The organism is Burkholderia sp. WP9, from assembly GCF_900104795.1.
Classification (GTDB): domain Bacteria; phylum Pseudomonadota; class Gammaproteobacteria; order Burkholderiales; family Burkholderiaceae; genus Paraburkholderia.
Genome location: NZ_FNTG01000001.1, coordinates 4,617,828 through 4,632,670, shown reverse-complemented (window position 1 = coordinate 4,632,670; position 14,843 = coordinate 4,617,828). Strand labels below are relative to the sequence as shown.

Genomic DNA, 14,843 nt, shown 5'->3' with positions numbered 1-14,843 from the left:
GTGGTGCTCCAGCCTTATTCCAGATTCTGTACTTGCTCGCGCATCTGCTCGATGAGCAGCTTCAGGGTCATCGACGAATCCGCCAGTTCCTTCGCGGCCGCCTTCGAACCGAGCGTGTTCGCTTCGCGGTTGAGTTCCTGCATCATGAAGTCGAGGCGCTTGCCGACCTTGCCGCCCTTCTGGATCACGTGACGCGTTTCGTTCAGGTGAGCCGTGAGGCGCGACAGTTCTTCCGCGATGTCGATACGGATGCCGTACATCGTCACTTCCTGGCGAATCCGTTCGTTGATTTCTTCGCGCGAGACGCTCGTCGCCGCCGTATCCGGCGCGGCGATGCCCAGCGCTTCCTGCAAGCGTTCGACAATCTTCTGCTGATGCTTGGCGATCAGTTCCGGCACGAGCGGCGTGATCTTCGTGACGATCGCTTCCATTTCGGTGACGTTGGCGAGCAGCATGGTCGCCAGTTGCGCGCCTTCGCGGGCGCGCACGTCGATCAGGTCGGTGATGGCCTGCTTGCCGCAGGCGAGCACGGCGTCGCGCAGCACTTCGGGCGCCACGCCGGTTTCGGCCAGAATGCCAGGCCAGCGCAAAATTTCGCCGGTGCGCAGGCGCCCTGCTTCCGGAAACGTGGAGAGCACCGTGCGTTCGAGCAGCGCGAGTTGCGCAAGCGCGTCGCGATTGATCGATCCCGCGTTGGCGGACTGTTCGCTGCGTTGCAGATTGATACGGATATCGACCTTGCCGCGCGACAGCTTGTTCATCAACATTTCGCGCAGCGTGGGTTCGCACACGCGCACGTCTTCCGGCATACGGAAGTTCAGGTCGAGAAAGCGCGAGTTCACGGTGCGCAGTTCGACCGATACGCTCACGCCGCCTGTGCCCGAGGCCGGGACGAGTTCGCGCGTGGCGCTCGCATAGCCAGTCATGCTGTAGATCATCGTATTTCTCGCGATTGTGGCCATGCGTTCGACGATGGCCGGAGAGTCGAATCGCCCGGCGTGTACGAGACGCGGGGCGGGGAAACGCCATTATCCCATTTTTGGCGATGAGCCCCTTGGAGAGCCAAGGCACATGCGGGCAGCCGCCTCGCCCGATCGGCTGTAAAATCGCGCTTTCCCTCCTGCTTTTCTTCCTGACCTATTCCAACATGACCAACGACACCCAACGCCCCAGCGGCCGCCAGGCCAATCAGCTGCGCGACGTGCGCATCACGCGCCACTATACGAAGCACGCGGAGGGTTCCGTGCTGGTCGAATTCGGCGATACGAAAGTGATCTGCACGGCGAGCATCGCCGAGAGCGTGCCGTCGTTTCTGCGCGACCGCGGCCAGGGCTGGCTCACTGCCGAATACGGCATGCTGCCGCGCGCCACGCACACCCGCAGCGACCGCGAAGCCGCCCGCGGCAAGCAGACTGGCCGCACCCAGGAAATCCAGCGCCTGATCGGCCGCGCGCTGCGCTCGGTGTTCGATCTCGAGAAGCTCGGCGCGCGCACGCTGCATATCGATTGCGACGTAATCCAGGCCGACGGCGGGACGCGCACGGCCAGCATCACCGGCGCGTTCGTGGCGGCGCATGACGCGGTGGCCAAACTGCTGGCCTCGGGCCGCATCGAAAGCTCGCCGATCACCGACTACGTCGCGGCGATTTCGGTGGGCGTGTACGACGGACTGCCGGTGCTCGACCTCGACTACGATGAAGACTCGCAGTGTGACACCGACATGAACGTGGTGATGACGGGCGCGGGCGGCTTCGTCGAGATTCAGGGCACCGCCGAAGGCGTGCCCTTCTCGCGCGACGAAATGAACGCGCTGCTGGATCTGGCAAGCGACGGCATCAATACGCTGATCGCGAAGCAAAAAGCGGCGCTGGAGCAAAAGGGTGAATGAGGTGAGTCAAAACAATGGCGCAGCCGCATCCGCTTCGCCGTTGAAGAAAGTCGTGCTGGCGTCGAACAACGCGGGCAAGCTGCGCGAGTTTGCGGCGTTGCTCGGCGCGGCCGGCATCGACCTGATTGCGCAAGGCGAGCTGAACGTGCCGGAGGCTGAGGAGCCGCATCCCACGTTCGTCGAAAACGCGCTGGCCAAGGCGCGCCACGCTGCGAAGCTGACCGGCCTGCCCGCGCTCGCCGACGACTCGGGCCTCTGCGTGCGCGCGCTGCGCGGTGCGCCGGGCGTCTATTCGGCGCGCTACGCACAACTCGCCGGCGGCGAAAAGAGCGACGCGGCGAATAATGCCCATCTCATGTCGGCGTTGCGAGGCGAAACCGACAGGCGCGCGTATTACTTCTGTGTGCTGGCTTTGGTGCGTCACGCGGACGATCCCGAGCCGCTGATCGCCGAAGGCCGCTGGCATGGCGAAATGCTGGACGCGCCGCGCGGCGCACATGGTTTCGGCTACGACCCGTACTTCTTTCTGCCCGCGCTGAATGCGAGCGCCGCCGAACTCGAACCGGCGGTGAAGAACGCCAGCAGCCATCGCGCGATTGCGTTGCGGCAACTGCTCGCGCGCCTGACGGAGGAAGCGTGATTCCGATCAAACCCGTGCCTGCCGATATCGGCAACGGCGTCATCAAGGCCTTCACGTCGCCGGGCAGCATCCGGTTGACGTCGCTGCCGCCGCTGGCGCTGTATGTGCATTTTCCGTGGTGCGTGCGCAAGTGTCCGTATTGCGACTTCAACTCGCACGAATGGAAAGGCGATACCTTCCCTGAAAACGAGTATCTCGACGCCTTGCGCGCCGATCTCGAGATGGCGTTGCCGCTCGTCTGGGGACGGCAGGTGCATACGGTGTTCATCGGCGGAGGCACGCCCAGTCTGCTTTCGGCGGCCGGGCTCGATCGGCTGCTATCGGACGTGCGCGCGCTGCTGCCGCTCGACGCCGACGCGGAAATCACGCTCGAAGCCAACCCCGGCACGTTCGAAGCCGACAAATTCGCGCAGTTTCGCGCGAGCGGCGTGAACCGGCTCTCGGTGGGCATTCAGAGTTTCAACGAAGCGCATCTGAAGGCGCTCGGCCGCATTCACGATTCAGCGCAGGCGCGCCATGCCGTCGAAGTGGCCTCGACCACCTTCGACAACTTCAATCTCGACCTGATGTTCGCGTTGCCGGGGCAGACGCTCGCCGAATGCCAGGCCGATGTCGAGACGGCGCTGTCGTTCGCGCCGCCGCATTTGTCGCTCTATCACCTGACGCTCGAACCGAACACGCTGTTCGCAAAGTTCCCGCCCGCGCTGCCCGACGACGATGCATCCGCCGACATGCAGGACTGGATTCATGAGCGCACAACGGCCGCGGGTTACGCGCGTTATGAGGTGTCGGCGTATGCGCAGCCGCACAGGCAGAGCAAGCACAATCTGAATTACTGGCGTTTCGGCGATTATCTCGGCATCGGTGCGGGCGCGCATACCAAGCTGTCGTTTCCGAATCGCGTGCTGCGCCAGGCGCGCTACAAGCATCCCACCACGTTCATCGAGCAGGCGAAGGCCGGTACGGCGGTGCAGGAAGAGCATGAAGTCGGCACGCGCGACCTGCCGTTCGAGTTCATGCTGAACGCGCTGCGACTGGTGGAAGGGTTTCCGGTGCATCGGTTCATCGAGCGCACGGGCATGTCGATGACGTCGATCGAACCGGCTTTGCAGGAAGCCGAACGGCGCAAGCTGATCACGCGCGACCACGAAAAAATTGCGCCGACGCCGCTCGGCCAGGCTTTCCTGAACGATTTGCAGGAGCTGTTTCTGAAAGATCCGCAGTGATTGCGGATCGACGGCATGCCGCAACGAGGTTTTTTCAGGTTACAATTTAGGGCTTGGAGGTGTGGCCGAGTGGTTTAAGGCACCGGTCTTGAAAACCGGCGAAGGAGCAATCTTTCCGTGAGTTCGAATCTCACCGCCTCCGCCAGAACATCAATGAAACGGGCCTTTGGGCCCGTTTTCATTTGTACCGCATCTGCGCGGTCCTGGCTGATCAGCCTTCGTTGCACGAGCGCTGCATGCGCGACAAGCGCCGCCAGAAGGTCTAGACTTCACAAAATCCGATTTGCCATCCAGCCCGCCTTGAGCGGGCTTTCGCACATTCAGCTATCGAAATTGAGGTGCGAAATGGCAGGTACAGCGCGGCGCCGGGCAGACCGGGCGCGAATCATGAAAAATCGGCGCTTCTACTGGTGGGGACGTCGCCTGACTTCCGAGGAACTCGGTAAGGTCGTCGATACACCTACCCCATGCAGTTGCTGGATGTGCGGCAATCCGCGGCGGCGTCTGAAAAAAGACAAGCTCTCCGTATGGGAGAAACGATGGTTTCAGGAGGTTGAGGACGTGTCTTAGCAAACAGAAAATCCGATCCTTGGGATAACCACTGCGAACACGGAAGCCGCAGGGAAAGCCAGATGGCGGTTTGAACCGGGCCTTTCCTATAACGCCACAACGACGCCACAACGCAACTGAAGTTGAACAGTGATGTGACGTGAACTAGCCTTAACGTCTACCCGGAAGCAAGACTGCCGCATCGAGCCTGCGCAAGAGGTCTGAGCCCTCGCAGCGAATGTTCGACCCACGTGGTCCCAGCCCGCGCTCCGGGACGCTGACAAAGGAAATCCATTCGAGTCAGGATGTCCGCAGTGCCGCGCTCCCCTGGATTCCTTCGCGCCGGCACTTCAGCAGGCGAGGTCGTCGCCTTGATGGCGAGATAACGGAGGCAGCATGTCACTGGACAACATCAAGACCATCATCGTCGTGATGATGGAGAATAGGTCGTTCGACCATGTTCTCGGCTACCTGAGCCTCAAGGGAAAGGACGTCAACGGACTCTCGGCCGATCCCGCCTGGCAGCAGAATTTCACGAACTTCTACGACGGCAAGACCTACCCCATCCATGCTCTTTCACCGTCGACCCAACTCATCCCCGACCCTCCGCATGACCGCACGCCGATTTCGACACAAATAAACACCCCCTGCGCGAACGGAGGCTGCCCGGAACTGGGCGGATTCGTCGCGAGCTACGCGACACGAAATCCTCCGCCAGCCGACCTTTCGATGGTAATGGGCTACTACGCCGCCGACGCGCTACCTGTTTTCGATTTCTTCGCCAGGAATTTCATGGTGTGCGATAGCTGGTTTGCGCCGCTTCCCACGGGAACCCAGGCAAATCGCCTGATGGCAATGTCGGGAGAGAGCGCGATTAGCGACAACGTTTCGGGTTTTCTTCCTGAGCAGTCCCTGGTTTATGACTGGCTGACCGCACACGCTGCGAGTTGGTGCGTCTACCAGTCGGGAGGATTTTTCCCGTTCTTCAGCCTGATGCCCAAGTGGCTACCTGAAATCGTGACTTCTCTCGCCTTGCCGCTAAACGGCAACGGAGGCAGGTTCAGGCGATACTCGCGCTTCAAGGCAGACTGGACGAACGGTGCGAACATGCCTCAGGTCATTTTCATCGAGCCGGAATACACCGACGGCCCGCATCTCGCACCGAATGACGATCACTCACCTACCGGCGTCGCCCCAGGGCAAGCGTTCCTTGCGGGCATTTATCAAACCATCTCCGCGTCCAAACGCTGGGATGAGACGCTGATGATTGTCACGTATGACGAGCATGGGGGATTTTTCGATCACGTCAGTCCCCTTGCGATTCCCACCGACGTCGCCGGCTATCAGTTCCAAACCACCGGGCTGCGGGTGCCGGCGTTCCTGATCTCGCCCTATGTGACACCAGGCGGCGTCTATTCCGGCAACCTGGACCATACGTCGATACTTCAGCTTCTCGCGGACAAGTTCAATGCGGGTGGCACGTACTCCGCTCCAGTCAGCGCGCGCACACAGCTTTCGAAACTCAGCTCCGCGCTTTCTGAAGTAAAAACGCCGGGCCCTGCTCCCAAACTGAATCTGCCGACACCAAAGAGCTCGCCTGTCGCGCCGCCCGTCACGCGGCCAGCCGACCTCTCGGCATGTGCCCAAGCCTTTCGCAGCGTCGCGCTGAAGGTTCAACAGGACCATCCGGAGCTGCTGTCTTCGCCGAACTGGGGAGACCTTGCGGGCGTTGTTGCAACCTATAAAGGCGGGTCGTGAAAGAAGCTGGCGCCGTCTATTGCTTGACCACACGGAGAAACCTAGTCCCGTGGATGGCGATGACAGTTTGCCGCAATGCGCGCAACCAATGGCGCCACGCGAGGATTGAATACCGGGATTGAACTGCCACGACATTCAGCGCGTGCAACGATGGCATCGATGGTGACTCGTGCGACCGCGCGTTGCGCCCGTCTCGCGAAGTGCTTCAAGCGACGGTCGCTGACCGGATACCGCGCCCACACCAGCGCAGCGAACCAACCGATAACCGTCCATCCGAGCAGGATGTTCACCATGGTCACCGCGAAGGCATATTCCCGATCTCTGGCGTCCGCAATCATGGATGGAACCAGATAAAGCATCAGCGCACCCAACAAAGCGGCACCTTCAATAAACTTCAGCATTTCGACACCTCGCTACAGCCTTGGCCAGCAAACCACGCTCAAGTTAGTGACGTGAGTACACGCTACCAACCGCCACGTCAGGTTGACGACTGCCCGACGCGAATGTTTGCGCCACCACACCACCATACGAATCACTGACAGAACCGAGCGCATCGTTGCGTTCCACTGCAATGGTTTGCGCGCTCTGGCCTCGTTGTGAAGCAGGAGCCCCGACTGAAGGACGATAGGAAGGCGCCGGCCCGTAGCCGCTGGCGAACGCGGGCGCAGCGATCGCGCCGGTAACTGCGATGAGCAACGCCGCAAGAAGTTTGCTTTTCATGGTGAATCCCCAATCCGGTTTCAAGAGCGCCGCACGCCGGTTAAGACGCGCGCCGCTGACAAGATTGAGTTTAGTTGGGACCTATCTTTTTTCTATGCCGATAGCGTGAAATCACAATTGCTACCAGCCGAACAATGTGGCGCGGGCCTTGGCATGTGGAGCGTGCGGGTATGACCAGGCGGTTAGCCGATTTGCGCAAACGTTTTGTCGATTTCGTCTGCTTGCGGGACCCGTTGCAGGCCCCGCTTTCACGCGCACGGTCGAAAGATTCAGCGACCACGCGGCTTGATATCGCTCATTGCCGATGTTTTGCCGTCACCTAAACCAGCGCGGTCGCCTCGACCTCGATCTTGAAACCGTAATGCAGTTGAGGAACCGGCACGACGGCACGTGCGGGTCGAGCCTCGCCCGCCCACCGCGCGTAGATCTGATTGAAGCTCATCCAGTGCTCGACATCGACGATGTAGACGCGCACCTGCACCAGTTGCGCGATGCTACTGCCCGCGCTTTCGAGCGCAGCTCGCACATTGGCCAACACCTGTTCGGCCTGAACCTCGAACGAAGCCTCGGAGAGCTTGTCGCCTTGCGCGGTGATCGGCAGTTGTCCCGAGACGAACACGAAACCATTCGCGATTGCGACGTGGCTGTAATGACCGCCCGGCTTGGAGAGCGTAGCGGGATTTTCTGTACGCGGAAGATGCGAGTCGTGTTGACTACCAGACATCAAGACCACTCCAGATGTGACGGCGCATGACGCTGCACGCGGCACATTCGCGCGAGAGCATGCCATTACGCCTATGCGATGAAGCGACGACGCGAGAAATCATGCGACGTGCAAGCGCTGGCCGTTTCCGGCACAACACCTCACACGATTGGCACACCTCGATGCGAGAGCCGCTCGACCGCCCACGTCACGCGTTGGGCATCACACGCCGAGCATCTCGAGTTTCTCCCGCGCATCCGCGCAACGGCGATTCAGGTCGCGATGCATCAGTTGGCTGTCGAGCAGCGCCGATACATCAGACAAGCCGTAATCAAAGCGCAAGACGTATTCGATGTCCGTGTAATCGTGATAGGCGCCGCTGTCCGCCAGCTTCTGCGCTTCAGCGAAAGCAGCGTGTTGCCGTTCGCCGTTCATCAAATCTCTGATCGCCATGATTGCCGCTCCGAGGAACAGTGGCTCCATCATAGCAATGCAAATTGAAACGCACGGTCGCGCGCACGCAACACCTGGTGTTTTCCGTAGACGCCGCGCGGTTCGCGCCTCATTGCCCTTTAAACGGCCGCGACAGGCGCCTTGGTTCCATGCCACCTGACAACCAGGATCCGGCCGAGATAACAGAGCAGCCCTGCCACTCCCACCGTGACGCCCATGCCTTTGGGCGAGCCGTCCTGCCAGAGTCCAACCGCGAGACTCGACAAGGCGCCGAGGGCCAACTGGACGGCGCCGAACACGGCGGCCGCGGCGCCTGCATTCACCGGATAGCTGTGCATCAGATCGGTCGTGCAGTTGGCCGACAGAATACCAACCACGCCGACCACGAAGAACAGGCCGAACACGATCGACCACAGACCGCCCCACCCGGTCAGCGATACCAGACAGACAAACAGCGAGGCAATGCAGCTCACGGTTGCGGCGAACGATATGATCGGCAGCGAACCAAGCCGGCCGACGAGTCGCGTATTCATGAAGTTGCCGAACATGATGCCGACGATATTCAGCGCGAACAAAAACCCGTAGTGCTGCGCGGACACATGGAAATACTCGATGTAGACGAACGGTGTCGCCGTGATGTACGCGAACATCGACGCGAACGCCATGCCGCCGCACAGCATGAGCCCCCACGCAACCGGATCGCGCAACAACTTGCCATACGCGCCGAACGATTTCAGCAGCGCCGACTGGGCGCGCTTCTCGCGCGGCCACGTTTCCGGCACCTTGAGAAACGCGGTGACCGCACACACCGTGCCGAACAGCGTCAGCGCGACGAAGACGACACGCCAGCCGCCGAGCAGCAACAACTGCCCGCCGATCAACGGCGCAAGCAACGGCCCGATCGACGTGACGATGGCGAGCATCGAGAGTACGCGGGCGGCATCGGTCGGACCGTGGGCGTCGCGTGCAATGGCTCGGGCCAGCACCGAAGCCGCGCCCGCGCCCAGCGCCTGCACGAAACGGAACGTGACCAGGGAACCGATCGAGAACGACATTGCACAGGCCACGCTGGCCAGCGCATACATGACGATGCCGCCGAGCAGCACCGGCCGGCGGCCATACGTATCCGACAACGGACCGTAGAGCAGCATGCCGATCGAAAAGCCGAACATGAAGCTGGTGAGCGTGGTCTGCGCGGCGCCGGTGCTGATAGCGAATGCCTGCGCGATAGTAGGCAGGCTCGGCAAATACATATCGATCGAAATCGGCCCGCACGCGGCGAGCGCGCCGAGCAACAGAATCAGCCGGCCATCGGGCCGGCTTCTGGTGACGTGAGACATGGGATTCCAGATGAAGCGCCGCGCCGCCATCGGCAGCGCAACAGGTGAAACGGGGACAGCAGCAGCTTGACGGTCTCGATTGTACTCGACGGTTAACCGCCTGCGGCTTCGGGGACGATGGCGACGGTGGGCGCGGGTCGCGTACGGCCACGTCGAGGAAGCCGGTCGGTTACGTCGTTAGGCGGCCACGGGGACTTCTCACGGCGCAGCCCGCCGCACATCGGCCACGCACGGCAGGCGCACCGCCGATCGGCTATGCTGCCGCCTGAACGGCTGCGGCCAAATTCCAAGTGTTCGCGGCGCTCTTCCCCACTATTCCGCTCATTCCGCGATGACCGCATTCCTGCTGATCTGGAGCCCCAAAAAATGGCCCTGGCCCGAGTTGCCCGACGTGGCCAAACGCGTCTCTACCGGCGTCGCGGTGGCTGACGTGTGGGGCTGCGGATTTGCGCGCAGCATCCTGCCAGGCGACCGAGTCTTCCTGCATCGGGTCGCGCAGGAACCAAAGGGCATTTTCGGCTCCGGTTATGTGACGCGTGCACCGTACGAGGTTCCGGATGCGGCGACGAAACGGGGCTACCGTTTATGCATCGACTTCGTATACGACTGGCTGGTCGATGCACACGAAGGCGTGGTGATCTCACGCGAGACGTTGCGCACGCATCCTTTCTCGGTACAGACATGGGACGCACAGAGTTCGGGCACCGTGATCAAGCCGATCGCCGAAGGCGCATTGGAAAAGCGCTGGGCGGAGCTGACCGGCAAACGCAAACCGCCGAAGTTCGATACGCCGGCGGGCCCAACCCATTCGAGTAAGGTCACGGCTCACGCGGCAGCGAAAAAGCGCGCAGCCACCAAAGGCCCGCGTAAAAGCTGAGAGAGCCGCACGCGCCACGAGCGCGTGCGGGAAACCTGTTCACGCTGACTCCGGTACAATTTCTCCACTTATCCCAGCGCCGCGCGACTCGCCGACAGGCGATCTGCGCCGCTGCGCAACCCCAATTCCAGTCATCGCCATGTTAAAAAACGAAACCCTCTTCGAACGCGCGCAACGCACCATTCCCGGCGGCGTGAACTCGCCGGTCCGCGCTTTCCGCTCCGTCGGCGGCACGCCGCGCTTTATCGAGCGCGCGCAGGGCCCCTACTTCTGGGACGCGGACGGCAAGCGTTATATCGACTACATCGGCTCATGGGGCCCGATGATCCTAGGCCATGTCCATCCGGAGGTTCTCGAAGCCGTGCAGCGTGTGCTGGGCAACGGCTTTTCGTTCGGTGCGCCGACCGAATCGGAAGTGGAAATCGCCGAGGAAATCTGCAAGCTGGTGCCCTCCATCGAACAGGTGCGCATGGTGTCGAGCGGCACCGAAGCGACCATGAGCGCGCTGCGCCTCGCTCGCGGCTTCACGAACCGCAGCCGTATCGTCAAGTTCGAGGGCTGCTATCACGGCCATGCGGACAGCCTGCTGGTGAAGGCCGGTTCGGGCCTGCTGACCTTCGGCAATCCGACTTCGGCGGGTGTGCCGGCGGATATCGCCAAGCACACTACCGTGCTCGAGTACAACAACGTCGCCGAACTCGAAGAAGCGTTCAAGGCGTTCGGCAACGAGATCGCCTCGGTGATCGTCGAACCGGTGGCCGGCAATATGAATCTGGTGCGCGCCACGCCCGAGTTCCTGCAAGCGTTGCGACGCCTGTGCACCGAGTACGGTTCGGTGCTGATTTTCGACGAAGTGATGTGCGGCTTCCGCGTCGCCCTGGGCGGCGCGCAAGAGGTCTATGGCATCACGCCCGATCTGACCTGTCTTGGCAAGGTGATCGGCGGCGGCATGCCGGCGGCGGCTTTCGGCGGCCGGCGCGACATCATGGCCCACCTCGCGCCGCTCGGCGGCGTCTACCAGGCGGGCACGCTGTCGGGCAACCCGATCGCGGTGGCGGCCGGCCTGAAAACATTGCAACTGATCCAGGCACCGGGCTTCTACGACTCGCTCGCCGCGCGCACCACGCGCCTCGTGCAAGGTCTCGCGGGTGCCGCGCGTGAAGCCAAGGTGCCGTTCGCAGCCGATTCGCTCGGCGGCATGTTCGGCCTCTACTTCACGGATTCGATTCCGACGAGCTTCGCCGAAGTCACGAAAAGCGACGTGCCGCGTTTCAACGCGTTCTTCCACAAGATGCTGGACGCCGGCGTGTACTTCGCGCCGTCGGCCTATGAAGCGGGCTTCGTTTCGATCGTTCACGACGACGCGATCGTCGACACCACGATCGAAGCCGCTCGCGGCGCGTTCGCCTCGCTTGTGGCCTGAGCGCGGCGAGACGACGCATCGTTAAAACTGCAGCTCATGACAGCCTAGTCACCGTACCCGACCGGACACCGATGTTTTCGCAAACCGATTTCGTCCATATGGAACGCGCGCTCGCGTTGGCCAAGCGCGGCATGTACACCACCGACCCGAATCCCCGGGTCGGCTGCGTGCTCGTCAAGAACGGCGAGGTGATCGGCGAAGGCTTCACCCAACCGGCCGGTCAGGATCATGCCGAGATTCGCGCATTGAAAGATGCACGCTCGCGCGGTCACGATCTGCGCGGCGCCACGGCTTACGTGACCCTTGAGCCATGCAGTCACTTCGGACGCACACCGCCGTGCGTCAACGCACTGATCGAAGCTCAGGTCGCGCGCGTGGTCGCGGCGATGGAAGATCCCAATCCGCTCGTATCCGGACGTGGCCTCGCCATCTTGCGCGACGCCGGCATCGAAGTGCGCTGCGGACTGCTCGCCACCGAAGCATACGAATTGAATATCGGCTTCGTCTCGCGCATGACCCGCGGCCGCCCTTGGGTTCGCATGAAAGTCGCGGCCTCGCTGGACGGCCGCACCGGCTTGCCTTCAGGCGTCAGTCAATGGATTACCGGCGAAGCGGCACGCGCCGACGGCCACGCCTGGCGCGCTCGCGCGTCGGCGATCCTGACCGGCATCGGCACAGTGAGAGAAGACGATCCGCGCATGACGGTGCGCGCCGTCGACACGCCGCGCCAGCCACAACGCGTATTGATCGACAGCCAGCTCGATGTGCCGCCACAGGCGCAGATTCTGGCCGGTGCGCCGACGCTGATCTTTTGCGGCAATCTCGATCAACGCCATGCCGAGCGCGCCACCGCGTTGCGTGAGCGCGGCGCCGAAATCGTGCAACTGGCGAACCCGGCCGGCAAGGTCGATCTGCCCGCAGTGCTGAAAGTACTCGGCGAGCGCAACGTGAACGAGTTGCACGTCGAGGCAGGCTACAAGCTGAACGGCTCGCTGCTGCGCGAAGGCTGTGTCGACGAACTGCTGGTATATCTCGCGCCGAGCCTGCTCGGCATGGATTCGATGAGCATGTTCAGTCTGGGCGCGCCCGAAACACTCGAGGCCCGCGTCAAACTGAACTTCCACGCGGTCGACCGGATCGGCGACGATTTGCGGATTCTCGCGCGCTTCATGGCCGAGCCCGCGCCGGAGTCGGCACCTGAACCCGACCCCGAGCCCGGCAGCGATCCCGCGCCCCAACCCGTTTCGAAATGATCAAGGATTAGCACGATGTTCACAGGAATCGTCGCGGCCGTGGGCCGCATTGAATCAGTCAAGCCGCTCGGCACGGACGGCGACGCGGGCGTGCGCCTGAACGTCGAAGCCGGCGGCCTCGATCTCGGCGACGTGCAGCTCGGCGACAGCATTACGATCCAGGGCGCCTGCATGACCGTGGTCGCCAAGACCGGCCATTCGTTCGAAGTCGACGTGTCGCGCGAAAGCCTGAACTGCACGGCGGGCCTCGGCGAAACCGGCGAAGTCAATCTCGAGAAGGCGCTGCGCGCGCACGACCGGCTCGGCGGCCATATCGTTTCCGGACACGTGGACGGCCTCGGCACGGTCACGCATTTCGCGCCGGTCGGCGAATCGCACGAACTGCGCGTGCTGGCGCCGCGCGAGATCGGCCGCTATCTGGCATACAAAGGTTCTATCACTGTCAACGGCGTGAGTCTGACCGTCAACTCGGTTAAAGATCGCGACGACGGCTGCGAATTCTCGATCAACCTGATTCCGCACACGGTGGAAGTGACCGCGCTTAAGCGTCTGCGTGAAGGCACACAGGTGAATCTGGAGATCGATCTGATCGCGCGCTACGTGGAGCGCATGCTGAACGCGCCCAAATAACGGCCGCAAGCCCGGCCACGCATGGGCTGGCGGCGGCGCCCTGCCGCTTTCAGCCGGTTCATGCGTCTATCGTTTTCAACGAGCATAGCAACGTCGGACGGCTCATCGCCAGTCGGCCAAACGGCCTATGCCGTTCGGCGGAGGCGACTTGGGCTCGCGCGTGGCGTAAAATACGCGCTTTCTTCGAAACTCTCGCCAACATGACGCTCGCCTCCACTCCAGAGATCATCGCCGAACTGAAAGCCGGCCGGATGGTGATCCTCGTCGACGAAGAAGACCGCGAAAACGAGGGCGACCTCGTGATCGCCGCCGAATTCGTCACGCCGGAAGCGATCAACTTCATGGCCCGCTACGGCCGTGGCCTGATTTGTCTGACGCTCACGCAGGAACGCTGCAAGCTGCTGAACCTGCCGCTCATGACCTACCGCAACGGCACCCAGTACGGCACCGCGTTCACCGTGAGTATCGAAGCGGCTGAAGGCGTCACGACCGGCATCTCGGCGGCCGACCGCGCCCGCACGATCGCCACCGCGGTCGCGCCGGACACCAAGGCCGAGCACATCGTGCAGCCCGGCCACGTGTTCCCGATCATGGCCCAGCCCGGCGGCGTGCTCGTGCGCGCCGGCCACACCGAGGCGGGCTGCGACTTCACCGCGCTGGCAGGCCTCACGCCGGCCGCTGTGATCTGCGAGGTCATCAACGACGACGGCACGATGGCGCGCCTGCCGGACCTGCTGGAATTCGCCAAAGAGCACGGCCTGAAAATCGGCACGATCGCGGACCTGATCCACTATCGCAGCCGCACCGAGTCGATCGTCGAACGGATTTGCGAGCGCACCATGCAGACGGCGCACGGCGCGTTTCGCGCGGTCATGTATCTCGACCAGCCGAGCGGCCAGCCGCATATCGCACTGGTGCGCGGCACGCCCTGCGCGGATCAGGACACGCTGGTGCGCGTGCATGAGCCGCTGTCGGTGCTGGATCTGCTCGAAGTGGGCGAATCCACGCACTCATGGACGCTGGACGCGGCCATGAAAGAGATCGCCAGACGCGACTGCGGTGTGATCGTACTGCTGAACTGCGGCGACTCGAAGGACCATCTGATCGACGTTTTCAAGGCGTTCGACTCGAAGGAAAGAGCGGAAGCACTCAAACGCCGGCCGGTCGACTTCAAGACGTACGGCATCGGCGCGCAGATTCTGCGCGAGCTCGGTGTCGGCAAGATGCAGGTGCTGTCAAACCCGCGCAAGCTGGGCAGCATGTCGGGCTACGGTCTCGAAGTCACGGGCTTCGTACCGATGCCGGGCAGCACCGCGCAGGCTCCGCAACAAGGCTGATCCGACCATTCACGCGCTTTGCGCCCACTCAAAACACTACGGAATT

15 protein-coding genes and 1 tRNA gene are annotated in these 14,843 nt (G+C 62.5%); 10 read left to right on the top strand and 6 right to left on the bottom strand.

Going from position 1 to position 14,843, the window contains the following annotated elements; genetic code table 11:
* Window positions 1-14 precede the first annotated feature (14 nt).
* Window positions 15-938, bottom strand: a complete 924-nt coding sequence (locus BLW71_RS20700) for a YicC/YloC family endoribonuclease (RefSeq protein WP_091799848.1) — start codon at window positions 936-938, stop codon at window positions 15-17.
* 209 nt (window positions 939-1,147) lie between these two features.
* Between BLW71_RS20700 and rph the strand changes: the two genes are divergently transcribed.
* From rph to BLW71_RS20675, 5 genes are all read left to right on the top strand, one after another.
* Window positions 1,148-1,888, top strand: a complete 741-nt coding sequence (gene rph / locus BLW71_RS20695) for a ribonuclease PH (RefSeq protein ID WP_091799845.1) — start codon at window positions 1,148-1,150, stop codon at window positions 1,886-1,888.
* Window positions 1,881-2,528, top strand: coding sequence for an RdgB/HAM1 family non-canonical purine NTP pyrophosphatase (rdgB, locus tag BLW71_RS20690; RefSeq protein WP_091799842.1), 648 nt, complete (start codon window positions 1,881-1,883; stop codon window positions 2,526-2,528). Before rph ends, rdgB begins: the two co-directional genes overlap by 8 nt.
* Window positions 2,525-3,754, top strand: coding sequence for a radical SAM family heme chaperone HemW (gene hemW / locus BLW71_RS20685; protein ID WP_091799839.1), 1,230 nt, complete (start codon window positions 2,525-2,527; stop codon window positions 3,752-3,754). The genes rdgB and hemW overlap by 4 nt, the downstream gene beginning before the upstream one ends.
* 55 nt (window positions 3,755-3,809) lie before the next feature.
* Window positions 3,810-3,899 (top strand) — tRNA-Ser (locus BLW71_RS20680).
* Window positions 3,900-4,699: 800 nt separating this feature from the next.
* Complete coding sequence (locus BLW71_RS20675) at window positions 4,700-6,061, top strand: alkaline phosphatase family protein (RefSeq protein WP_177205073.1); 1,362 nt, start codon at window positions 4,700-4,702, stop codon at window positions 6,059-6,061.
* Window positions 6,062-6,102: 41 nt separating this feature from the next.
* Here the strand turns inward: BLW71_RS20675 and BLW71_RS20670 are convergent, their stop codons facing one another.
* The 5 genes from BLW71_RS20670 to BLW71_RS20650 all read right to left on the bottom strand — a co-directional run bounded on the left by BLW71_RS20670 (window position 6,103) and on the right by BLW71_RS20650 (window position 9,277).
* Window positions 6,103-6,462 (bottom strand): superinfection immunity protein, encoded by a 360-nt coding sequence (locus BLW71_RS20670; RefSeq protein WP_091799836.1) that lies wholly within the window; start codon window positions 6,460-6,462, stop codon window positions 6,103-6,105.
* 43 nt (window positions 6,463-6,505) lie between these two features.
* Window positions 6,506-6,781 (bottom strand): hypothetical protein, encoded by a 276-nt coding sequence (locus BLW71_RS20665; protein ID WP_091799833.1) that lies wholly within the window; start codon window positions 6,779-6,781, stop codon window positions 6,506-6,508.
* A gap of 319 nt (window positions 6,782-7,100) precedes the next feature.
* A complete protein-coding gene (locus BLW71_RS20660; protein ID WP_091799830.1) occupies window positions 7,101-7,505 on the bottom strand; it encodes a RidA family protein in 405 nt (134 codons plus the stop codon).
* A gap of 201 nt (window positions 7,506-7,706) precedes the next feature.
* Window positions 7,707-7,937: a hypothetical protein gene (locus BLW71_RS20655; RefSeq protein ID WP_038457419.1), complete on the bottom strand. Its 231-nt coding sequence runs from the start codon at window positions 7,935-7,937 to the stop codon at window positions 7,707-7,709.
* Between the two features lie 119 nt (window positions 7,938-8,056).
* Window positions 8,057-9,277 (bottom strand): Bcr/CflA family multidrug efflux MFS transporter, encoded by a 1,221-nt coding sequence (locus tag BLW71_RS20650; protein ID WP_091801065.1) that lies wholly within the window; start codon window positions 9,275-9,277, stop codon window positions 8,057-8,059.
* 331 nt (window positions 9,278-9,608) lie between these two features.
* On the opposite strand from BLW71_RS20650, the gene BLW71_RS20645 reads away from it, so the two are divergent.
* From BLW71_RS20645 to ribBA, 5 genes are all read left to right on the top strand, one after another.
* Window positions 9,609-10,154 carry a hypothetical protein gene (locus tag BLW71_RS20645; RefSeq protein ID WP_091799827.1) on the top strand — a complete coding sequence of 182 codons (546 nt, stop codon included), beginning with the start codon at window positions 9,609-9,611 and terminating at the stop codon, window positions 10,152-10,154.
* A 139-nt stretch (window positions 10,155-10,293) separates the two neighbouring features.
* Entirely contained in the window at window positions 10,294-11,577 is a 1,284-nt protein-coding gene (hemL, locus tag BLW71_RS20640; protein ID WP_091799824.1) for a glutamate-1-semialdehyde 2,1-aminomutase, read from the top strand.
* 71 nt (window positions 11,578-11,648) lie between these two features.
* Entirely contained in the window at window positions 11,649-12,830 is a 1,182-nt protein-coding gene (gene ribD / locus BLW71_RS20635) for a bifunctional diaminohydroxyphosphoribosylaminopyrimidine deaminase/5-amino-6-(5-phosphoribosylamino)uracil reductase RibD (protein WP_091799821.1), read from the top strand.
* Window positions 12,831-12,845: 15 nt separating this feature from the next.
* Window positions 12,846-13,460 carry a riboflavin synthase gene (locus BLW71_RS20630; protein ID WP_091799818.1) on the top strand — a complete coding sequence of 205 codons (615 nt, stop codon included), beginning with the start codon at window positions 12,846-12,848 and terminating at the stop codon, window positions 13,458-13,460.
* Between the two features lie 200 nt (window positions 13,461-13,660).
* Complete coding sequence (gene ribBA / locus BLW71_RS20625) at window positions 13,661-14,797, top strand: bifunctional 3,4-dihydroxy-2-butanone-4-phosphate synthase/GTP cyclohydrolase II (protein WP_091799815.1); 1,137 nt, start codon at window positions 13,661-13,663, stop codon at window positions 14,795-14,797.
* Window positions 14,798-14,843 lie beyond the last annotated feature (46 nt).